Raw genomic sequence first — 23571 nt, 5'->3', positions numbered from 1 at the left:
AATTCTTTGTTTTTGAACGAAATCTTTTGATAGCTTTAGGCGAACCCAAAAAAGTATACTACTTTCTGCTGATAAACTCTCAATCTCCGCAAAATTCCTGATTAGTCTCTTAATCGCCTAGATACCTCTCCCTGGTTTTACTACGCAAAATCGTCCCTCTCGCTCGTCTGAGAGGGAGAGACAGGAACGAAATTCAGCTTTTTGCTCTCCTCTCCGAAGCCTACAGTGTACACACAAGTCTGAAATAGCAGATTAACCAAGGTTTTACCCCACCCTAACCCTCCCCTTATAAAGGGGAGGGAACTAAATTTCTTGTTTCTCCCCTTTATAAGGCTACGGTGTACACACATCTTTCTAGAAAACCAAAATCGTCCTAGATCCCCCTAAATCCCCCTTAAAAAGGGGGACTTTGAGAGCTTTTTGCCCCCCTTTTTAAGGGGGGTTGGGGGGATCAAAAGCCTGTGGCGCAACTCTAGAAGACTTGTGTGTACACCGTAGCTTTATAAGGGGGGATTAAGGGGGGTAATTTAACTTGTGTGTCACCGTAGCAAAGTTGGGAGACGGGCTGGGGCGAAGGTCAAATAATACTTATCAAACTCAGGTTAAAATAGTGAATTTTGGTTTTCAGGCTATCTTCTATAATTAATAAAACCTGCACACCTAATTCTAGGCATGAGACTGTGACCGAATCAGGAAGTTACAAAGATACTGTAAACCTACCCAAGACTAATTTTGATATGCGGGCAAACGCCATCAAGCGTGAGCCTGAAATCCAAAAATTTTGGGAAGAAAATAAAATTTACGATCGCCTCTTTGAAAGTAACCCCGGCGAATTATTTATACTGCACGATGGGCCTCCCTACGCTAATGGCTCACTCCATATTGGTCATGCCTTAAATAAAATTCTCAAAGATATTATTAACCGCTACCAAATGTTACAAGGGCGGAAAGTTCGCTACGTCCCTGGTTGGGATTGTCACGGATTGCCAATTGAGTTAAAAGTTTTGCAGAACATGAAGTCAGCAGAACGGCAAAATTTAACGCCTTTACAACTGCGGCAAAAAGCGAAAGAATTTGGTCTAGCGACGGTAAACGACCAGCGCAATAATTTTAAACGCTACGGTATTTGGGGTGATTGGGAACATCCTTATCTAACTTTGAAGCCGGAATATGAAGCGGCTCAAATTGGCGTGTTTGGTCAGATGTTCTTAAAAGGCTACATCTATCGCGGTTTGAAGCCTGTTCACTGGAGTCCTAGTTCTAAAACTGCTTTGGCTGAAGCTGAGTTGGAATATCCAGAAGGTCACGTTTCCCGGAGTATCTATGCAGCTTTTGCAATCACAAGTTTGGCGTCAGCTGTAAAACCACTGTTGGCAGAATATTTGTCAGATTTGGGTGTGGCTATTTGGACAACTACACCTTGGACAATTCCGGGGAATTTGGCTGTGGCGGTGAATGCAGATTTAAATTATGCAGTGGTGGAAGTTTCACCTTCAGAAGCAAAAGCACAGAGTAATTTTAAATATCTCATCGTTGCTGCTGATTTAGTAGAACGTTTATCTTCAACCTTGGGAGTTGAGTTAACTGTAAAAGCTACGTTTAAGGGGAATGATTTAGAACATACTACTTACCGCCATCCTCTATATGACCGCGAAAGTCCGATTGTTGTCGGTGGTGATTACATCACTACTGAATCGGGTACGGGGTTAGTACATACTGCTCCCGGTCATGGTCAAGAAGACTACATTGTAGGTCAGCGCTACGGTTTACCCATCCTTGCACCAGTGGATGACAACGGCAATTTTACCGAAGAAGCGGGACAATTTGCTGGGTTGAATGTGCTGGGTGATGGGAACCAGGCGGTGATTGATGCAATGGCGGCGGCTGGTTCCTTGTTGAAAGAAGAACCATATCCCCATAAGTATCCTTATGATTGGCGGACGAAGAAACCAACGATTTTCCGCGCTACTGAACAATGGTTTGCTTCCGTGGAAGGATTTAGAGAAGAAGCATTAAAGGCGATCGCCACGGTAAAATGGATTCCAGCCCAAGGTGAAAATCGCATCACGCCAATGGTAGCGGAACGTTCCGATTGGTGTATCTCTCGTCAACGCGCTTGGGGTGTACCCATTCCCGTTTTCTACGACGAAGCCACGGGAGAACCACTACTGAACGAAGAAATTATCAACTACGTCCAAGGAATTATTGCCGAAAAAGGTTCTGATGCTTGGTGGGAATTATCAGTTGAGGAGTTATTACCCGAATCCTATCGCCAAAATGGCAAGTCTTACCGCAAGGGTACAGACACAATGGATGTATGGTTTGATTCTGGCTCATCTTGGGCGGCTGTCGTTCAACAGCGTCCAGAGCTACGCTACCCTGCTGATATATATTTGGAAGGTTCCGACCAACATCGCGGTTGGTTTCAATCCAGCTTGCTCACCAGTGTAGCGGTAAATGACATTGCGCCTTACAAAACTGTACTAACTCACGGCTTCGCTTTAGACGAACAAGGGCGAAAGATGAGTAAGTCAGAAGGAAATGTGGTCGATCCAAATACAATTATTGAAGGCGGAAAAAATCAAAAAGTAGAACCGCCTTACGGTGCAGATGTATTGCGATTGTGGGTATCATCGGTTGACTACTCCGGCGATGTCCGCATTGGCAAAAACATCATCAAGCAAATGAATGATGTTAGGGGTAAGATTCGCAATACAGCGCGGTTTTTGTTGGGTAGCTTGGATGATTTTGACCCAGAAAAAGATGCAGTTCCCTTTGAAGAATTGCCAGAACTTGACCGTTATATGCTGCACCGCATCACTGAGGTATTTGAGGAAGTAACGGAAGCCTTTGAAAGTTTCCAATTCTTCCGCTTTTTCCAAACAGTGCAGAATTTCTGCGTGGTGGATTTATCCAACTTTTATTTAGATGTGGCCAAAGATAGGTTGTACATCAGTGCAAAAGATGCTTTCCGCCGTCGCAGTTGTCAAACGGTGCTGAAGATAGCAATAGATAATTTAGCACGAGCGATCGCACCAGTGTTATCTCACACTGCCGAAGATATCTGGCAATATCTCCCTTACAAAACACCTTACAAATCGGTGTTTGAAGCCGGTTGGGTGCAGGTTGAGGAAAAATGGCGTAATCCAGAGTTAGCAGAATTTTGGTCAGCACTGCGACAACTCCGCACCGATGTTAATAAGGTGTTGGAACAAGCCAGGATTGAAAAACTCATTGGTTCTTCCCTGGAAGCGAAAGCTTTGATTCATATACCTCACAAACAATTAGGTGATGCTATCAAAGCCTTTAACCCGGTTAAGGGTAACGGTATCGACGAACTGCGGTATTTATTGCTGACTTCCCAAGTGGAATTATTAGATTCTGCTGAAGGATTGCAAGGATTAGAATATACAGCGCAGACAGAAGACTGGGTAATTGGTGTAGTAAAAGCAGATGGGCAAAAGTGCGATCGCTGTTGGAACTACTCTATTCATGTGGGAGAATCAGCAGAACACCCCTTAATTTGCGAACGGTGTGTTGCAGCCTTAGCTGGAAAGTTTTAAAAGCAAAAATTTCACGGCGCTAGCAAACTACAAATCACTAGACTTATTGCAAAAGTCCTTAACACCCCACCCCACAAGCGGGTTGGGGTTCTTTATTTTTGATTTATGCAAGAAGAGGTCTACTAACCTACAAATGGCTAAATGCACTGACAGCAGTTTTGTTTTACATGAAGTACAAAACGACAGGATTTGAGGCAAAAGACAGAAACAAGGAAGTAGAAATTCTTGATGTTTAATGCGTGAGTCCTGCATTTTGTACCTCATCTACTGGAAAACTGCAAGAATATAGAAACGAGCAGTGCTAAGTCTCTATTAGGGTTCTGTATAACCGATATTTAATTTCTGGAAATTTCTTTTTAACATGATGAAGTCCGCATAAGCGGACTTCGCTTGATAGCCTAGTACAACACGGTGTAAATAAACCACCCATTCAACATCAATAAAATGCTTACGCTGTATTCATTTTGAATTTTGAATTCCGCCTTGCGGTACTAGTCATTCCCAGAAATTACGCAACTGGCACAAAGTTAAATATGTAATTAAATCAGATTACAGTCAGCGACTGAAAAAATTTTTTATGTAATACGCATTCAGATTATTTCGTATTATGCAGAAGTTCCAAGTGTAATATACTTTGGTAGCAAAAAATTGGGTATTATTACTGAACATTTATCAGTATTTTCACTGTATTATCTTTATTAAAGAGTTGAATCGGGTTATTATTAAGAAAAAATAAAGGTATGGATTAATACGTGTAATCTCGTTTAAAACATCCATTAACTCAATCAAAATTTAAGAGATAGAGAGATATGTCAAATAAAATTGCTCAAGATTTGGCTGATTTTCTGCTGCAAATAGAACAGCGATCGCAGCTTCATGCAGGCTATCCATATAATTTAAGTTGTGATTACAGTGCGATCGCTAAATTTTTCAATCTTTTGTTAAATAATGCTGGAGATCCATATATTGAACCAGATTTTGGTCTCCATTCTCGTAAGTTTGAGCAAGAAGTATTATCTTTTTTTGCCCAACTCTATAAAATTCCAGAAGATCAGTTTTGGGGTTATGTTACTGCTGGCGGAACTGAAGGTAATTTATATGGAATATTCTTAGCAAGAGAAATCTACACTGATGGCATTCTTTACTCATCACAAGATTCTCATTACTCCATACCAAAAGCGGCAAAATTATTCCGCATCCAACACAACATTGTTAACTCACAAATTAATGGAGAGATGAATTATGAGCATTTTGAAAAACTCATTAGCGAAAATCGTAATTATCCTGCGATCGTAAATTTGAATATTGGAACTACTGTCAAAGGCGCAATTGATAACTTAGATAAAGTTCTCGAAATCTTAGAGCGCAATCAGATTAAAGATTACTACATTCATTGTGATGCCGCCCTTTCAGGATTAATATTACCCTTTCTAGATGGCGCTCCACAAGTTAACTTTCAAAAACCCATAGATAGTATAGCTATTTCTGCTAAATTCATTGGTTCACCCTTGCCTTGCGGTGTAGTTTTAACCAAGAAAAAATGGGTAGAAAAAGTTGAAACAGCAATTGAATATATTGGTTCATCAGATACAACCATTCTGGGTTCTAGAAACGGTCATACCCCTCTGATTCTCTGGTATGCAATGAAAACAAGAGGCTATGATGGGTTAGCCAAAGAAGCAAAGACTTGTATAGATAACGCCCAATATCTTTTCCAACAACTTAAAATCAGAGAATATCCATGTATGCTCAATAAATTTTCCAATACCGTAGTGTTTCAAAAACCTTCTCAAAAGTTAATTAAAAAGTGGCAGTTAGCGATTTATGAAAATTGGGTACACATTGTAGTCATGCAAAATATCGAGCTGCACAAAATTGATACTTTTGTTAACGAACTTTTGTTAGAAGAAGGGTTAATTGATAACGTAGATAATTTTCAGCTAGAATCAGCGCTACATTAAAAATAAATTGTCAAGTGAAGTCGATCGCCCAGTTTGAGAAGGTGTTTCTCTAAAAAAAATTTACTCCCAAGATTTTATCTTTTTAAAAAGTTTTTTCCGCACAAGTTAGCAGCAAGGAGTATTTCTACTTCTGCCCGTTCCATAGGTGGTAAGAAAAAATACCCTTGCCCATAATCACATTGTAAAGCCTTCAATTGTACTAATTGGTCTACAGTTTCTATGCCTTCTGCTGTTACAGACATATTTAAATTATGGGCTAATGTTACAATCGCTCGAATAATTTCTAAATTTTCTCCTTGACTACCTATGCTGGTGACAAAAGAACGGTCAATCTTAATGGTTTTGATTGGTAGGCGATGCAGATAACTCAAAGATGAATAGCCAGTCCCAAAATCATCCATGTGCATCTCGACATTCAGCGCTGTTAACTGGGAAAGCACAGTGGTAGCTAATTCAAAATTATCCAACAACAAGCTTTCAGTAATCTCCAATTTCAAACAGCATGGCTTCAGTCCAGTTTGCTGTAAAATATGTTTAACCTGTTTAAACACATCAGGTTGCGTGATTTGTCTACCAGAAAAATTTACGCTAATTGTCAGAGGTTGCGAGATAGGAAATTGTTTATGCCATTTGTGCATTTGGTAACAGGCTTCATAAAGCACCCATTGCCCGATACTAACAATCATTCCAGTTTCCTCAGCCAGGGGAATAAAATCTTGAGGGGAAATAAGTCCTCGTTCTGGATGATACCAACGTATCAGTGCCTCAAATCCAATAATTTTGCCAGTTGTCAGTGAAACAATTGGCTGGTAATTAAGGCGAAATTCTTCTTGTTTGAGCAGCGCATTTCGCAGAGCAGTTTCTAACTCTAAGAGCAAAGCTGCACCCTCGTGCATCTTTGGATCAAAAACCTCATAACGTGCCTTACCAAGTGATTTGGCACAATACATTGCCACATCAGCATCGCGTAGAATCTGTGCTGCTTGCTCATAATCTGCTCTACTTAAAGCAATGCCAATACTAACATTAGTAAACACCCGATGCTCATTTAATTGAAATGGCAAAGCTAGCACCTTTTTAATTCGCTCAGCCACCTGTATCGCTGTGTTGATATCCTCAATTTCCTCAATTAAGATTGTGAACTCATCTCCGCCAAAACGAGCTACTATGTCTCCGCCTCGCAGAACTGACTTGAGCCGATGAGAAATTGCAATCAAAAGTTGATTTCCTAGTAGATGTCCAAGGCTGTCATTAACAACTTTAAAGCGGTCTAAGTCTAAGAAGAGTACGGCAAATAAATAATTATTTTGCTGTTTAGCCTGTTCTATTGCCTGCTGTACCCGCTCCATAAATAATCGTTGGTTAGGTAATCCGGTTAGCCCATCATGAAGACTATTGTGCAGTAATTGTTCTTGTGCTTCTTGACGTTTAACAATGTCTTGTTCAAGTTGTTGATTAACCCTAATAAGTTCAATAGTGCGTTCTAGCACCAACTGCTCAAGCTGATAACGATACTGGACTAATTCTTCTTCAGCTAGCTTCCGCTTAGTGATGTCACGGACAATAACAATATACTCCCGTAGCAAAGAATTAAATGGCTGGGAAATCGTTGATTCAACAATTCGCAAACCTTGGTTAACTTTCAAGCTTTGCTCGCTCCTAATAGACCATTGCTCCGGTTTGCCGCGATAGCATATTAAAAGTTGATTCAAGTTTTGCCCAAGCAACTGCTGAATACTTGTTTGAAATAACTCTTCAGCAGCAGCATTTGTTTGAGAAATTGTCCCGTCTTCATCTAATACTAAAACAGTATCTGGAACAGTATCGAGAGTAGTTATAAATAGGTTTCTTGCTTGTTTGCGTGCTTCATCAATAGCAATGATTTGTGGTAAGGTTGTCCAACAAGCGATCGCAACCCCTGCAAAAGAAAGCGTCACTAATAAAATCGCTAGGAAAGAATTTTGAGGATGATTAGAAAGTCTATCTACAAAATCGCGAATAACCCAACTGATTGTGGCAGTAATACAAATCAATGATACTAAAACAATCACTTGCAATACTACAAAATCTGGATTATTTCTACTAGACTTAGTATCGTAACGCTGTGTCCACCAATTTGGGTGTAGTGGCGCAAATCTTAATCGCCTTAGAACTAAATCTCCAATTGTCAAAATAATGGGTAATAATAATCCCACTAAGAAATCTCTCCAGTTCCAAGCTAAACCTCCCATTATTAGAACTACCGCTTCGACCAAGAAAAAACCAAGTGACCACCAAGGCCATAACACGTATGGTTTGCCACGACACATCCATAATCCCAGATGTAGCCCCATAATGGACATGAGATAACAGGTGCCTGCTACTGTGACAAGTTGAGATACATTTCCCAAATTTAGACAAAGTAAACTGAGTAGAAAGGTAACTAAAATAGCAGGGACAAGGACACCTTGACGGGAAACTAATGCAAATATAGGAGAAAGCTGTCTATCTAAAGCAAGTTGGTATAATATCCGAGGAGAGTTAGAAACTGCTGTAGCAGAACTTAGAAGGCAAGATATAGTAATCAGAAGTGTTACTAGAAAAGAGGCAGATTCACCCCAAAAAGGCTTAGAAGCCGCTACTAGATTTAAGAAAGCATCACTTATTGTAGGATTTTGAGTAGAAGACATTAATACCCAAGAACCACCTAGAAAGACCGGAGGAATTAACCAAGCAGCTACGGTTAAAAACTTTAAAGTTTTATACGGGTGGCGACTATCAGCAACAAAAGAAGAAGTGGTTTCACAAGCATAAATTGAATAGCTAGCTAGAAAAAACCATTTTGCCCATTCTTGAAAGCTCAGGCTATGTGTGCTATTTGGGAGAAAATTATAATTAGCAGATGAGAAGGCTAACCATAAGACTCCTTGAACACAAAATAATAACAGTAATAAAATTGCTGGTAATACAAAAAATAAATGTAGGAGCGCCAAAGCACGAGTGCCACTGAACGCTAAAATAAAAGGAATCGCTGTAAATAAAATTTTTAATAAAGTTTCTGGACAAGAAATACCTAATGTTTCAAAATTGACTTTAATTAGGTTGGTGAGAATAATCGCATACAGTGCAGGTGCTGCTGCCCAGCTAAAAAAGTATCCTAATGCTACGTAACGGCCTAAGCCAGGAAACTTTTTTAATAGCCTTGTGGTATAGTTTGGTGTTCCTCCAGCAACATCTGACCAATGCCTACCTAGACTTTGTACCTGCAAGTTAAGCAAAAAGGAAATAATCGTGCCAAAAAACCAAACTAAGATAGCTTTCGGCCCTAACGCTGCATGAATGATAGGGGCGGTACCAATCCATCCAACATGACCAGTTAACCCGAAGCCCCAGGTTTCGAGATAACTTAGAGTCCGTGGTAGGCGCATTAGCAAGTGCTGATTGTTCTCCGCCCGTGCAGAATCGTTACTAACCATTGTTTCTTAGTGAGATTTACTGACCTTTTCACTCAATAGCTGAATCTCACCAATTATAGCTTCCGTATAACTGCTGAACTTTAAGAAAGGATAACTTATTTGTTACTGAATTGGGGATTTTAGATTTTAGATTGACCTCATGCCTAAAGAGTTTTCTTGAATAGAGAATTTTAAATTGGGGATTTGAGATTGATTCCACATAGCTTGTTTATCATCGAGTAATTATAAATTCTCTTTATTCCGACCTTTATAAAAATTGAAAGGTTCAGATTTGCTACCTAATTTAATAGACATAGACATCTCCAAAAATAAATTATTCATTGCCTGAAACGCTTGTAAAGACGTAGCATTCCTACGTCTTTACATTCATCTCTCTAATTTAATAAATCGGAAATTGTGTTGTTTATCAATGATTAACTAGAGCTATAGCTTTTGCAACAACTCCTGAGTTAATTGCAAGAAAGCTTTTGAACCTGCTGATTGGGAAGCAATTAAAACAGCTGGCATAAAACTATCAACAGCCTTAGCAACATTGACATCAACTGGTATTTGTACCTTACAAATTTTTTCGACACCAAAATCTTCTACAACGCGGTGCATTACTTGTTTATAGTATCTACCAGTGAGCAGGTTAGCGCTGGACATGCTAAATACAATTCCCAACATTTTTATATCTATCTTGGTTTCATGTCCGTGACTATCTTTTAATTGGGCAATCCGTCTTTCTAGCAGTTGAATACCTACTACAGATAATGGTTCTGGTTTCGCAGGAAGTATGTAGAAATCACTGGCAGCTAAAGCGCTACGAGTCAATAAATTATAACCAGGGGCGCAATCGAGAAGGATAAAATCATATTCTTGACGTACTGGTTTTAAGATGTTATTAATTAAAACCCTTTCAAAGCGATTCCAAATCGTTTCAAAGTCCTGTTCGCCCAAAGCAGTTGCTTGCTGATGCAGCATTTCTGAAACAACAAATTCATCATATAAATCGATGTCTCCCGGCAATAAATCTAGTCCGGGAAGATTACAAACCTGGGATTGAATGATATTCTGAATTGTAAATTTTGCTTGGGGGTCTGGATTGATAACTTCGTCTATCAGATACCTAAATGTCTTACTTTGTTTACGAAGCTTGGCAAAATCTAAAGGCGACATCAAACTGAGTGTGGCGCTAATTTGGCTGTCTAAATCAAGAACCAGCACCCGCTTGCCATGATTTTTAGCTAAACAGGTAGCTAAGTTGACGGTGAGGGTGGTTTTACCAACGCCACCTTTCATATTGGCAGTAGCAATTACATATCCCATTGATTGAGTCCTCTATTGACGCATTCCCACTTGTAGTCTGTCAAGAAATAATTGAGGGATGCGGATTGTTTTCTAGTTAACGCTAAAGCACAAACTACGAACCGATCAAATCAAACTTGACAGACTACTAGGTAGCGTACACCTCTGCTGATATCTTAAATCTTCCATTAAATTTAATATTTTTGGAAATTCAAAAGAGTGATTTCAGTGATGTTGACTCGATTGAGGCAGCAATATGTAGTTGAATCTTTGCCTGGACTTGAGCTACCAGCCTTCTTTACTGCATAATGACAATCTTGGGCTTAATGCCGTAATAGCGATCGCTCTCACAAAGCAATTATAGAGGTATTGACAAATACAGTCGCCCTAAATCAATTGTGAGAAAATAATATTGTTGTGAATATCACTAAGTATTGGGTGCAAAATGTGGATGCATTTGCTAATTGAATTGAACGAAGCCGATCGATAATTTCGTGAAATCAAAGGCGCATTTACACACAAACTTATAAGGTAATTAAAATGACTTACGATTCCGAAGATGTAGAACAAATCCTGCAAAAAGCACTCACTCGTAAAGATAAAGGTGAATTTTCACGAGAACAGCTTTTAGAAATGGCATCTGAGTTAGGTATTTCTTCTAATATTTTGGAAGCAACTGAAAAAAAGTGGCTGGCTCAACAACAAGAGGAACGTTTACGGCACAGATTTAATGCTTTCCGACGCAGAGCCTTTTGGACACACTTTGTTTCTTTCCTGGCGGTGAATTTATTCCTCATTCTTTTAAATTTAATCACTAGTCCTAGTTATTTTTGGGCTATTTTCCCAGTATTAGGATGGGGGTTAGGATTATTTTTTCATTGGTGGAGTGTTTATCAGAGTAAATCAGAGGATTACGAGATCGCTTTTCAGAAATGGCGTACACAAGTTTAACTTTCAATTTCAGATATTCAGCACTGTCTAAATAAAATTTTTCCATGAAAAACTCACACTCACCGCAAAGGGTAAGTGTGAGTTTTGTAATTTATAGGTAAATCTCCTCTAATATCGCAAAAATAGGTAAATTTGGGCAACCTTAAACTTGAGGAGTTATATAACTACCTCCTTTGATCTTTGTGCTTGCCAATTTGCCAAAATAGAGCTGTAGGCTAGAATAACTACGCTTTAAGAAGCTTGATTGCCTAAACTCAGGAGCAAGGGTCGGCTGGTTAATAAGATAAGAGGAAGGGAATATGGACAACAACAACAACTGGTTGCAACAGCTAATGATGGTGGGCCTTGGCACAACGTCTATTGTCGCAGAAAAACTGCGGCAAGTCAGCGATGATTTAGTTAAAGACGGTAAGCTCAATCCTGAGCAAGCCAAGGCGGTAATAGATGATATCGCCCAGCAGTTAAAGTCAGAACAGGGAAACTTCGATGTGCAAATGCAACGGCAAATGCGAAATATGATGCAGGATTTGGGGGTAGCTCGTCAGTCAGAAGTGGACGAGCTGAGGGGGAGAATTGACCGTTTAGAGCGTCAATTACGCGATTTAGAAAATAAGCTTTGGCGTTAGAATGCCCTTTCTGATTTAAACTAAATGTGTCCTGTTGGTAATCTTTTTGCCAGGATACCTAAGTAAGGAGAACTGATTTTGAAACCAATTTTCCTCAGCGTGGCCTTCATGCTGGTGTGTGTTGTGCTTTTGGTTGTGGGACAAGTAGGTAGTAAACAAAATACTGCCATTGCTGCCGAGTTAACCCAAACGCCGCCAGCCCCCACAACTGTAACTGAAAACAATATCTTAATTGCGAGTAATACTATGTCTGATGCTAATGCCGTAACCACACCCTCTGGATTAAAGTATGTGGAGTTAAAAGAGGGGACTGGGGCGACTCCTAAATCTGGACAAACGGTTGAAGTTCACTATGTCGGCACTTTAGAAGATGGTACTAAGTTTGATAGTTCGCGCGATCGCGGTCAACCCTTCAGCTTTAAAATCGGTGCTGGACAGGTAATCAAAGGTTGGGATGAAGGACTTAGCACTATGAAAGTAGGCGGTCTTCGTAAGTTAATCATCCCATCTGAGTTAGGCTACGGCGCTCGTGGTGCTGGTGGCGTGATTCCACCCAATGCAACTCTAGTTTTTGAAGTGGAATTGCTGGGAGTTAAATAGCGACTGGGGACTAGGGATTGGGTACTGGGAACAAGGAGGAACTATTAAAATAAGTTTCTATTCTCTCTGTTCTGAATGCCCAATGCCCTATTAGATAAATTAGGTATTTCAGACTACAAATGGGACAGAAGTATAGCTAGAAAATATGAGAAAAATTATCTGTAACTTTGATCGGACTGCCGCAACTATACCAACAACCTAAAAGTCAGACTGATACGCCCGAATGTTTCTGGTTGCTTGAGAATTCCATGCTTCCAGTATTGCTGCGTCTTTTGAGGCATAAAAAGTAGAGAACCACTTTTGAGTAAGTAACTATGTTCAATGGTTTTGTCTCGTTTATTCTGAAATGTAATTATTCTTTCAGCCCCTAACGAAATAATAGAGATACCAGTATCGTCCATGAGTTCATCAACTGAATCGGAGTGAAATCCCATTGTTGAGTTACCATTTGTGTAATAATTCACTAAACAGTTGTTTGGTCGAAACTCAAAGTGTTTTTCAAGCTTATCAATAATAGGAATTAACTCATTCAGCATCGGGCATGAGTCGTAAGAAATGTTTGAGTAGTTATATGGTGAACCAAAGCTAGCTGTTTTTCTTGCCTGTATACGCTCATCCCAGTTAATTATGGATACAAGACTATTAAATAGAGAATGACTATTCGGCAAAAATACATCATTAATGAGTAAATCAGGCTCATTCATTGCTCAAATAATTATTTGGTCTAACTAAATTTTTAAATTTTGAAACTTTGTAAATTGTGGATTAAACAAAAGTTTCGCAGTACCTGTAGGACCGTTGCGATGTTTAGCTATAATTACTTCTGCAATGCCGCGATCGGGAGTATCGGGAGAGTAATATTCATCGCGGTACAACATTATTACTAAATCCGCGTCTTGTTCAATACTTCCACTTTCTCTCAAATCAGATAACATCGGACGCTTGTTAGTCCGCGCTTCTACCCCGCGACTTAACTGAGATAAAGCAATTACTGGTACAGATAATTCCCGCGCTAAACCTTTGAGTTGACGCGTAATTTTTGATAATTCTTGTACCCGATTATCACCTGCTCCTTCCATCAATTGCAGGTAATCTATTACAATTAATCCTAATTCAGTTCCAATTTCAGCTTGTAGTCTTCTTGACTGACTACGCATTTGTGTAACTGTAATATTCGGTGTGTCATCAATATAAATTGGCATCTCGGAGAGGATACCAATAGCACGGCTTAAAGGTTCCCACTGCGTTTGACTCAGACGCCCAGTTCGCAAATAACTACTTTCAATTTGCGCTTCGCTAGCTAATAGACGTTGCGTCAATTGCTCTTTGGACATTTCCAAGCTGAAAAAAGCAACTGGTAATTTATAAGAAGCGGCGATATTATGAGCAAGGTTTAAGCAAAATGCTGTTTTTCCCATTGATGGGCGGCCCGCGATAATAATCAGATCAGAACGCTGAAAGCCGCTGGTCATTGCATCTAAATCGTAAAATCCGCAGGGAATCCCAGGTAAGGCGATGCCTTGATTTCTATCTTCAATATCCTGGAAATTATTAATTAGAGTATCAGAAATATGGACTAAACCTGATTGGGGACGTTCTTGAGTTACGCCGAATACTTTCTGTTCTGCTTGATCTAAAACTTGTGGTAACTCGGTTTCTGTTTCGTAACCAAGATGTACAATTTCATTGCCAGCTTTAATTAACTGTCGCCGCAGGTATTTTTCCATGACTAACCCTGCTAAGGCGTCAATGTTCACGGCTGACACTGTACGGTCTACCAGAGTTGCTAATTTATTTCTACCACCAATCCGGGCTAGCAAATCATGATCGGTTAGCCAACTTGTAACTGAGAGTAAGTCTGTGGGTTTACCTTGAGTGTGGAGCCTCACAGCTGCTTGATAAATATCTTTGTGGGCGCTAATATAAAAAGCTTCGGGAAGGAGGCGATCGCTAACTCGACTAATCGCTTCTGGATCTAGCAAAATACCTCCCAAAATCGCTTCTTCCGCCTCAATATTTTGTGGTGGGAGGCGATCGCTACCATCGCCTTGAAAACTCAATTCTTCAGCCATAAACGATTTTAGTTTTGAGATTTTGCTAGAGACGCGATTAATCGCGTCTGTACAGGAGTTAGGAGTTAGGAGTTAGGAGTTAGGAGTTTTCACTTTTACTTCCCTTGCTCCCTCATCCTCATCCCCCACATCTTTGCGTCCCTTTGTCTCTCTCCTGAGTTAGCTAGCGACTACTTGAATATCAACTTGCGCCGCTACTTCCGAATGCAGCTTAATTTCGGCTTGATAAGTACCAAGGTGGTTAATATCGGGGATGGTAATTCCACGCCGATCGATTTCCTGACCAGTGGCTGCCTTAATTGCATCTACAACATCTTGGGTGGTGATAGTACCGAAAATTGCTTCGTTTTCACCAACTGGCTTGGCAATTGTCAAGCTGCCAACTTTTTCTAAAGATTCTTTTTGCTCAAGAGCTTGTTGTCTGAGTTCTAATTGCCGTTGACGCTCTTGCTCGCGACGACGCTCTACTTGCTTGAGAATACCAGGGGTGGCATTGGTTGCCAATTTCTGGGGAATCAGATAGTTACGAGCGTAGCCAGGAGCTACTTCCACTAAGTCGCCAGATTTTCCCAGCTTGCTGATATCCTGATTTAAAACTAACTGCACGCGTTTCGCCATCGTTTTTCGTTTTTCCGGTAAAATATGATTAATTTAAGTGGGTTTGGGCAGCATAGCTCACTAAAACAGTTCTGTTAGCAGTGTTGAGCCACTGCTGAGTAAATAGTCCTGAATAGCGAGTGTTTTTTCAGAACTTAGAACTCCTGAAATGAGTATATTGTCTCAAGTAGCTTTGCCCATACCCTAAAGCTTACAGATCCTAGCGAAAGGAAGGGTGCGATCGCAACTATTAGCGCCGAGAAAGTTGGAGAAATGGGATGAGAGAGCAGAAGAGGCAAGGGGGCAGGGGAGCAGGGGAGAATAATCAATGCCCAATGCCCAATACCTAAAAGTTATTTTTCATTTCCCGTATCCGCGCAAAGGTTTGCACTCCATCGCTACCCTTAACGGTTGATTGTAATGATGGCTGATCCCAACGTAAAAAGGGATTTGTTCGCTTCTCCATTCCCAGCAGCGAGGGTATAGTAGCTTCTCCTCGACTACGATAAGTTTTCACTTCATTGAAACGTCTTTGTAAGTCGGCATTGTCGCCATCCACAGTTAGGGCAAATTGCAGATTTCCTAAAGTGTATTCGTGGGCACACCAAATACGCGTATCATCTGGTAAAGAGCGCAGTTTGCTTAAAGAATCCACCATCTGGCTTGGTGTTCCTTCAAACAAGCGACCGCAACCGCCAGAAAATAAGGTATCGCCGCAAAATAAATCGCCTGTCTCACCAGATTTTTCGGGGGGAAAGTAGTAAGCGATGTGAGCGCGGGTATGTCCGGGAACAAAAATAACTTCAGCTATGCGGCCTGCAAACTGGACGCGATCGCCTTGTTGCAAAAACACCTGCTGTCCCGGAATTCGTCCGCGATCTTCGACGCCACCGTAGACTGTGAGTTGCGGGAAGTGTTCTATTAACTGCTGATTGCCACCTACATGGTCATTGTGGTGGTGTGTGTTGAAAATCGCTACCAACTCAGCTTTTAACTGTGCAAGTTGCTTTAGTACTGGTTCAGCCTCTGCTGGATCGACAACAGCAGCAATTTGTTGCTGGCGATCTACCAGTAAAAATATGTAATTATCTGAGAGTGCCTCAAGCCTAATTACTTCCATTACTTAATATCTCCCTTGCCAGTAAATACTTTGGAATTTATCAGCAATCTTAAATATCTCAGTGAGAAAAGGTTGAGAAAGTCCATGACTACTATGATAGTATACAACCGTAATAATACTTAAAACTATGCTAATTAACTATAAATTATGATGTGGGCATATCAGTAAAATTTCTCTGGGAAGAAGTGTAAAAGCTAAGTTAGATTTATTCTGTTATTTTTGTCCTAAATTGTCTTATTTACTCAAAAACCCAAAAACAGTAATCAAAAAAATTTTATTCGTACATACTTACTAACTCTTAGTACAGAATTTTATAGATTCACTTTGGGTTATTTATAAAAGATAGATGTTAATAACGAAAAATAGAACAATCAATCATGGTAAAAAAAGATGAGCTTTCCAATTTTTTCTTTGCAGGTTCATAGATGAAGCTAATCCATACAACTAGCTGGTATTTTCCAGATTCATCAGGTGGTGTTGAAGTATACTTAGATTCACTATTGCATGGCTTACAAGTACATGGACTCGAAAGTATTGTTGCTGCTCCTCAACAAGGTACAGAGGAAGATACTTACGAATACAATGGTATCTCAGTTTATCGTTATCCTGTTTTTCCTAACCCCAGTAAGAGACAGGTACACAAACAGCTACCTCACGGAGGCTTTAAAACTTTTGCTAATTGGCTAGAAAACAATCGAGCCGATGTATACCATCAACATTCATGGCGATTTGACTGCGGTTTACATCATCTTGCTCTCGCTCGCCAGTTAGGAATGGCTACTGTAGTCACCGCCCACATGCCTGAGCCTATATGTCTGCGTGGTACGATGATGCGCTGGGACAAAGAACCTTGCGATGGGCTGATTGATTCTGTTAAGTGTAGTCAATGTTTGGAAGTACCAAAGCAAGTAGCACCTTGGATGCTCAAGGCTTTAAGCCGAGTTCCCTTGGATATTGGGGTAGCAGCAGAAACAAAATTACTGGCCTCAAAAAGTTTCAAACTACGCCTACTTGGTAAAACTCTTGGCATTCCTACTCTAGTGTCTCAACATAGACGCAATTTGATGCAACTAGCAAAACTAGCCGATCGCATTGTTGTAACAAGTAATTGGCAATACAATGCTTTTGTTGCAAACAACGTTCCTCCCGAAAAACTTACTGTTTCTCGGCAAGGTGTTGCTAACACTTTCAAACGCGAAGTAACACCAAACAAACTACAAAACTCTACATTAAAAATCGGCTTTTTGGGTCGCTGGCAAGAAACTAAAGGGGTACAAGTTTTAGTAGAAGCGGTACATAGTCTACCGAATGATGTATCTGTAGAGTTAATTATTCATGCTACTCATCCGGGAAAATACGGTGCTGCCAATCGTGAAAAAGTTATGGCGATCGCTGCTCATGATAACCGGATTCGGATTGCTGAACCACTTTCACGCGAAGCAGTACCAGAGGCATTAGCAGGTTTCGATATACTAGCAATACCGTCGCAGTGGTTAGAAACTGGTCCCATAGTTGCTTTAGAAGCACAAGCTATGGGCGTTCCCGTACTAGGTTCAAATTTAGGAGGAATTGCTGAGTTAGTCCGTCACGGCATCGATGGTTGGTTAGTTCCAGCGAAAGATGTCCAAGCATGGGCTGAAGCGATCGCCACTTTAGCCAAAGACGCCGATTTACTCGCTAAATTACGTCAAGGTATCCAGCTAGTACGTACAATGGATACTGTTGCTTCAGAGATGCTGACACTTTACCATGAAATCTTAAAAATTCCTCAAAAAACTTTGTATATTGATGGACTGACACCTAATTTATTATGAATAAACAAAATAAAAAATTAAAGGTTTCAATCCTCACGCCTAACTTTTCTAAAGGTGGAATTGACAGAGCATATTTGCTAAGTCAAATTTTTCAGAAATTAAATTATGAAGTAGAAGTATTAGGATTTTTATTTGGAAAAAATATTTATCCAGAGCCACCATCCGATCTAGCAATCTTCTGTCTACCAGGCTGCAATTATCCACAATTGTTCGGTTCTGTCAGGCAAATCTTAAATAAGATAGATGGAGATATTATCTGCGCTGTTAAACCAAAACCCACAAGTTATGGTGTAGCTTTAATTAACAAAATCCACAACCATAGACCAGTAATTTTAGATATTGATGATTGGGAATTAAGTTGGTATGGTGGCGATGAGTGGCAGTATCGCCCTAATTTGAAACAGCTAGCTAGAGAACTTCTAAAAAAAGAAGGTGCTTTAAGGAATCCAGACCATCCACTTTACTTAAAGTGGATGGAGTCATTGATTAATCATGCCGACGCTATTACAGCAGATACTCAATTTTTGCTGAATCGCTTTGGTGGTATTTATATACCCAATGGCAAAGATACTTGCTTATTCGATCCCCAAAAGTACGATCCGCAAATCAGTCGCCAAAAATATGGTTTAGCTGAATACCGCGTTCTCATGTTCCCTGGTGCGCCTCGACCGCACAAGGGTCTAGAGGATGTTTTAATGGCACTTGACCAGTTACAAGAATCTGACTTCAGGCTAGTGATTGTTGGTGGTAATCCTTACGATAACTATGATGAGCAGTTGATTGAGCGCTGGGGACAGTGGATTATTATGCTGCCTCAAACGTCAATAGAACAAATGCCGGAAGTAGTGGCTGCGGCCCATATTGTAGTAGTTCCTCAACGAGATACATCTGTAGCAAGGGCACAATTTCCGATTAAACTCATGGATGGTATGGCAATGGCAAAGCCAGTTTTAGCAACACGAGTAGGAGATATTCCCGAAATTTTAAATGAAGTTGGTTATTTAGTCGATCCAGCTTCTCCAGAACAGATTGCAGAACAAATTAAATTAATATTTCAGGATTTCGAGGCAGCTAACGAAATAGGTAAAAAAGCGAGAGATAGATGTTTAGAAAAATATAGTGTAGAGAAAATGGCATCTACTATGGAGTCGGTAATTGCCAATTTATAAACAATAAATTGATTAATTAATTGTTCCAAAATTGGTATTTAGCAACTCCAAAAATTATCTTAATTAATAAATTATGTTAATACTAAGTAAATTGTGATGATAAAAACCAATGTCTAAAGGTCAACTAATCCTCAGATTCGCCAAACCCTATCCAGGTTTAATTATCCTAACGATGCTGTTAGGATTTTCTGGTGCTTTATTTAATGGTGTCGGTGTGACTTTGATTGTGCCAGTAATTTTGAGAATTGTCGGACAACCAGTAGACTTAACTGGTTTTCCTCCGATTCTCAAAGCTATAATGTTTCCATTTGATAATCTTCCCGAAAATTCTCGGAATTTGGGAATGGCTGGAACAATTATATTTATAATTTTATTAAAAAACTTATCTAGTTATTTTAGTATTTTAACATCGAGTGTTTTCACTCGGAGATTAAATGCGGATATTCGCGAAGCTAGCTTAGAGTTATTGCTAGATATTGATATAGACTATTATTCAAAAACGAAAGTAGGCGATATTATTAATCGCCTTGGTTCGGAAACTGCCCGCACTTCTAGCGCTATCGGAAGTATTATCAATTTAATTATTTTAATAATTACAATTTTAGTTTTCGTTGGTTTATTATTAGCAATTTCTTGGCAGCTAACAATCGCAGCGACAATTTTGTTGGGGTTCATAACCTTAATCAATCAATACACAATTAGTAGAGCGAAAAAATTTGGTCAACAATTATCAGAAATGTCTACATCTTATTCCATCAGTGTTTTAGAAACATTGAATGGAATTCGTTTGGTAAAGTCAACTGCCAATGAAGACAGAGAATATCAAAAGATTACCAAATTAATCCGCGATCGCGAAAAAGCAGATTTTCAATCTCAGGTAAACTCACAAGCGATCGGGCCGATAAGTGAGGTGATGGGAGTTATAGCTTTACTTATGATTGTATTCTTAAGTAAAACTTTTTTTGCCAACCAGATTTCTTTCATTTCAACGGTACTACTGACATATTTATTAGTATTACTGCGACTGTTGCCTTTGGTATCTCAGTTAAATAGTCTTCGTAGTAGCTTTGCCAATAGTGCTACTAGCGTAGAAATAGTGAGTGAGTTTTTAAGTCGCGATCGCAAGCCGTTTATGAAAAACGGTAATGTTATTTACACAGAATTAAAAAAAGGAATAAGTTTTAATTCACTTTCCTTTGCTTACCCCAGTCATGAAAAGTTAGTACTGAAAGATGTAACTTTATTTTTACCCCGTGCTACAACTCTCGCTTTGGTAGGTGGTTCTGGTGCAGGTAAGTCAACCTTAGCTGACCTCTTACCGAGATTTTACGATCCGACATCTGGCAGTATCTCCATCGATGGCACAGACCTGCGTGATTTTGATATCAAATCTCTCAGAACACACATGGGAATTGTCAGTCAAGATACATTTCTGTTTAATGACTCGGTGCGAAATAACATTGCTTATGGAAGACCTGAAGCTACAGAAGATGAAATTATCTCAGCAGCCAAACGAGCAAATGCTTATGAATTTATTGATAAATTACCTCAAGGATTAGACAGCCAAATTGGCGATCGCGGCGTCATGTTGTCTGGTGGACAAAGGCAAAGATTAGCGATCGCTCGCGCCCTCCTGCAAAACCCAGAAATTTTGATTTTAGATGAAGCCACCAGCGCTTTAGATACCGTTTCCGAACGTTTAGTACAAGCTGCACTCGACGATCTGAGTCGCGATCGCACAACCCTGGTAATTGCTCACCGCCTTTCCACAGTCCAAAAAGCCGATCAAATTGCCGTATTAGATCAAGGACAGGTGGTAGAAGTGGGAACCCATGAAACACTTTTACAAAAAGGGGGTTACTACTCACGCCTCTACTCAATGCAATTTGCCGATCAGACAGAAGTTTCCACTAAAACTAATCCCAGCTTTAACCGCATTTCTCACGAACTGCGTACAAGGCTTAACTCAATGATTGGTTTCCTCGGACTATTAGTTGACGATCTAGTAGACAATTCCCAAGAGCGCCAGGAATTAATTGACCAATCATACAACTCAGCCTTAAGAGTTCTCAACGCCATCGATCTCTTCAGCGATGTAGTTAACCTAAAAATTAACTGGCAGTTATCGTCAGATATAGACCAAAATCAAGATGAACATAACCAGTATCAAAACTTTAGTCATATTTCGGATGAGTTTCGCACGCGTCTCTATCCTCTGATTAGCTCTCTGCGCTTGCTAGCCGATAAATTAGAATCCGAACCCCAAAAACAAAATCTATTAATTGCAGAATCTTATCAATCTGCTATTTACCTATTAGATGTATTAAAGCTTTTTGAAAATAAAGTTTAACTTTAGTTAATGTCAGGAACAAAAGTACTTATACCACAATCTTGAAAAACCTAATACGATTTATGACTATTAAAACTGTTGGCATGATTAGCAGCTATTCAGGTCTTGCTAAAAACAAAGATTGGTTATGGCAACAAACTCCGCACTACTTTGGTGTTTGGAACAACATCCAAATGTTGAAAATGGCACAAAAACCAGATTTTATGTTGCTATATCAATTTGATTTTCCCCAAGCATCGCCGCAAAAATCTTGGTTAGATAGTTTTCGCAAACGGCAGCAAAAACCAGTAGTGAATGTTGAATCTCTATTGCGTGGTGTCAACAAAGAGCGAATTATTTATTTGCTCAGAGAACCGCCTTTAGATGAGGTTCTGAAAATAACTAATCATAATTATCAAGAAGCTCAGAAGTATTGTGGCTATGTTTCTGGCCCCGATGATTTTGCTCCTATTCCTGACTATATGCCTGCTATTTGGTATCACTCAAATTCATTTCAAGATTTAAATGAAATGCCACCGCCCCCAAAAGTTGCCCCATGTAGTTGGATTACTTCGGGAATTAGCCGCACAGCCAATCATCGCCAGCGTTTAGATTTTTTACAATCTTTGCAATCTAGCGGCATGAAATTTGATTTGTATGGGCGTAACTTACCAGAATGGGCGAACAGTTCGGGAGAACTAAGCAACAAATGGTATGGTATGGCACCATACTATTACAATCTGGCAATTGAAAACTATGCTGATAACAATTGGTATGTGAGTGAGAAACTTTGGGATAGTTTGCTTGCTTGGTGTTTACCAATTTATTATGGTGGTCCGGCTGCTGATAAATTATTGCCACCAGGTAGTTTTTTGCGGTTGCCCAGTTTAGATGAAAAAGGCATTGCTTACATCCAAGAAGTGACAGCTACGCCTGATGCTTGGTATGCTGCCAAAGATGCGATCGCAGAAGCACGTCAAATCATTTTACACAAATTAAACTTGCTTAACTGGTTATCAAACTTTGTCGATCAACACTCATAAATTATGAATGGTATTTGTACCCTTGGCAATGATTATGTTTTCGATCAACTGGTGGCTTTGCTCAACAGTATTGATGTTATCTTAGGGCCAGAAACTCCCGTTTGTATCTATCCTTTTGACGATCGGACACAACGGATTGCTGACGAAATAGCTAAACGCCCGAATGTATTTCTTTATGATGACCAAGAATCAATCAACCGCTGGGATCAATTTATGCTAGCAGCAGCCCCAGAACGATTGAATCGGAGTAAATCTCGTCTTTATGGCGCTCACCGTCGTTTTTGCGCTTTTGATGGGCCATTCGAGAAGTTTATCTATTTAGATGCAGACACCTTGGTAATGAAGCCACTTGCAGCAGTGTTTGGAAAGCTAGATAGTTATGATTTTGTGGTCTACGATTTCCAGTTTACAGATGTTAGTAAAATATATAATGTTAATTCTCCCAAATTACTAAAAGTTTTTGAGCAAAAACGCATTGATTATGAAATATTTTGCTCAGGCTTTTATGGCGCCAAACAAGGACTATTTGACTCTGAAAAAAGAGATTGGTTAATATCAAATTTACAAAATGGTGAGTCAGAAATTTTGTATGGTGGTGCTGGCGAACAACCATTAATCAACTATATGGTAATGAGGTCTAATCTTTCTATTTATAATTTTGCTTGCCAACTGCCAGATAATGAAAAAACAGGATGTTCTGCTAGCTCTAAACACTTCGAGGAACGAGAACATATTCTTTACGATCGCGGTAATAGACTAACTTATCTCCATTACATTGGGATTCCTCCTAATATCAATCAAGCAGTCTGTGCCGGAGAAAATATTGAGTTTCCCTATCGAGAGTTATTTCTCTATTATCGTTACTTACACGAGCCAGAAAAGCGTCCAGTATTTACCAGTCCTCCTAAAAATTATAATGACGCTCCAGCACCAAATTTATTTACCAGAGCTTTGCAAAAACTTAAGTTAATTAAACAAGGATAA

Annotated in this window: 16 protein-coding genes; 10 read left to right on the top strand and 6 right to left on the bottom strand. The window is 39.7% G+C overall.

Going from position 1 to position 23571, the window contains the following annotated elements:
- Positions 1 to 680: 680 nt before the first annotated feature.
- Positions 681 to 3563 (top strand): isoleucine--tRNA ligase, encoded by a 2883-nt coding sequence (gene ileS / locus AC1F2U_RS22295; protein ID WP_480263053.1) that lies wholly within the window; start codon positions 681 to 683, stop codon positions 3561 to 3563.
- An 809-nt stretch (positions 3564 to 4372) separates the two neighbouring features.
- Positions 4373 to 5524: a histidine decarboxylase gene (locus AC1F2U_RS22290; RefSeq protein WP_480263052.1), complete on the top strand. Its 1152-nt coding sequence runs from the start codon at positions 4373 to 4375 to the stop codon at positions 5522 to 5524.
- Positions 5525 to 5598: 74 nt separating this feature from the next.
- Here the strand turns inward: AC1F2U_RS22290 and AC1F2U_RS22285 are convergent, their stop codons facing one another.
- Together AC1F2U_RS22285 and AC1F2U_RS22280 are read right to left on the bottom strand one after the other, a co-directional pair.
- Positions 5599 to 8979, bottom strand: a complete 3381-nt coding sequence (locus tag AC1F2U_RS22285) for an amino acid permease (protein ID WP_480263051.1) — start codon at positions 8977 to 8979, stop codon at positions 5599 to 5601.
- Between the two features lie 423 nt (positions 8980 to 9402).
- The gene (locus AC1F2U_RS22280) at positions 9403 to 10287 is read right to left on the bottom strand and encodes a ParA family protein (RefSeq protein WP_480263050.1); all 885 of its coding nucleotides are present in this window, start codon (positions 10285 to 10287) and stop codon (positions 9403 to 9405) included.
- 519 nt (positions 10288 to 10806) lie between these two features.
- Here AC1F2U_RS22280 and AC1F2U_RS22275 point away from each other — a divergent pair.
- The 3 genes from AC1F2U_RS22275 to AC1F2U_RS22265 all read left to right on the top strand — a co-directional run bounded on the left by AC1F2U_RS22275 (position 10807) and on the right by AC1F2U_RS22265 (position 12443).
- Positions 10807 to 11217 carry a 2TM domain-containing protein gene (locus AC1F2U_RS22275; protein ID WP_480263049.1) on the top strand — a complete coding sequence of 137 codons (411 nt, stop codon included), beginning with the start codon at positions 10807 to 10809 and terminating at the stop codon, positions 11215 to 11217.
- Positions 11218 to 11516: 299 nt separating this feature from the next.
- Positions 11517 to 11843: a phasin family protein gene (locus AC1F2U_RS22270; protein ID WP_190941652.1), complete on the top strand. Its 327-nt coding sequence runs from the start codon at positions 11517 to 11519 to the stop codon at positions 11841 to 11843.
- Between the two features lie 78 nt (positions 11844 to 11921).
- Complete coding sequence (locus tag AC1F2U_RS22265) at positions 11922 to 12443, top strand: FKBP-type peptidyl-prolyl cis-trans isomerase (protein WP_480263048.1); 522 nt, start codon at positions 11922 to 11924, stop codon at positions 12441 to 12443.
- Positions 12444 to 12628: 185 nt separating this feature from the next.
- Here the strand turns inward: AC1F2U_RS22265 and AC1F2U_RS22260 are convergent, their stop codons facing one another.
- The 4 genes from AC1F2U_RS22260 to gloB form a co-directional block, all read right to left on the bottom strand.
- Positions 12629 to 13147, bottom strand: coding sequence for an alpha-ketoglutarate-dependent dioxygenase AlkB (locus AC1F2U_RS22260; protein WP_480263047.1), 519 nt, complete (start codon positions 13145 to 13147; stop codon positions 12629 to 12631).
- Positions 13148 to 13171: 24 nt separating this feature from the next.
- The gene (gene dnaB / locus AC1F2U_RS22255) at positions 13172 to 14515 is read right to left on the bottom strand and encodes a replicative DNA helicase (protein ID WP_480263046.1); all 1344 of its coding nucleotides are present in this window, start codon (positions 14513 to 14515) and stop codon (positions 13172 to 13174) included.
- A 159-nt stretch (positions 14516 to 14674) separates the two neighbouring features.
- A complete protein-coding gene (gene rplI / locus AC1F2U_RS22250) occupies positions 14675 to 15133 on the bottom strand; it encodes a 50S ribosomal protein L9 (RefSeq protein ID WP_094352304.1) in 459 nt (152 codons plus the stop codon).
- A 325-nt stretch (positions 15134 to 15458) separates the two neighbouring features.
- Positions 15459 to 16232: a hydroxyacylglutathione hydrolase gene (gene gloB / locus AC1F2U_RS22245; RefSeq protein ID WP_480263045.1), complete on the bottom strand. Its 774-nt coding sequence runs from the start codon at positions 16230 to 16232 to the stop codon at positions 15459 to 15461.
- Between the two features lie 425 nt (positions 16233 to 16657).
- Here gloB and AC1F2U_RS22240 point away from each other — a divergent pair, with 425 nt between their 5' ends.
- The 5 genes from AC1F2U_RS22240 to AC1F2U_RS22220 all read left to right on the top strand — a co-directional run bounded on the left by AC1F2U_RS22240 (position 16658) and on the right by AC1F2U_RS22220 (position 23571).
- A complete protein-coding gene (locus AC1F2U_RS22240; protein ID WP_480263044.1) occupies positions 16658 to 18046 on the top strand; it encodes a glycosyltransferase in 1389 nt (462 codons plus the stop codon).
- Positions 18043 to 19215: a glycosyltransferase family 4 protein gene (locus AC1F2U_RS22235; protein WP_480263043.1), complete on the top strand. Its 1173-nt coding sequence runs from the start codon at positions 18043 to 18045 to the stop codon at positions 19213 to 19215. The genes AC1F2U_RS22240 and AC1F2U_RS22235 overlap by 4 nt, the downstream gene beginning before the upstream one ends.
- A 109-nt stretch (positions 19216 to 19324) precedes the next feature.
- On the top strand, positions 19325 to 21565 hold the full coding sequence (locus tag AC1F2U_RS22230) for an ABC transporter ATP-binding protein (protein ID WP_480263042.1): 2241 nt from the start codon (positions 19325 to 19327) through the stop codon (positions 21563 to 21565).
- Between the two features lie 62 nt (positions 21566 to 21627).
- Positions 21628 to 22587 carry a glycosyltransferase family 10 domain-containing protein gene (locus AC1F2U_RS22225; protein WP_480263041.1) on the top strand — a complete coding sequence of 320 codons (960 nt, stop codon included), beginning with the start codon at positions 21628 to 21630 and terminating at the stop codon, positions 22585 to 22587.
- Positions 22588 to 22590: 3 nt separating this feature from the next.
- On the top strand, positions 22591 to 23571 hold the full coding sequence (locus tag AC1F2U_RS22220) for an Npun_R2821/Npun_R2822 family protein (protein WP_480263040.1): 981 nt from the start codon (positions 22591 to 22593) through the stop codon (positions 23569 to 23571).

This window comes from Nostoc sp. LEGE 12454 (assembly GCF_056620565.1).
This window is presented reverse-complemented; position numbering and strand designations above follow the sequence as displayed.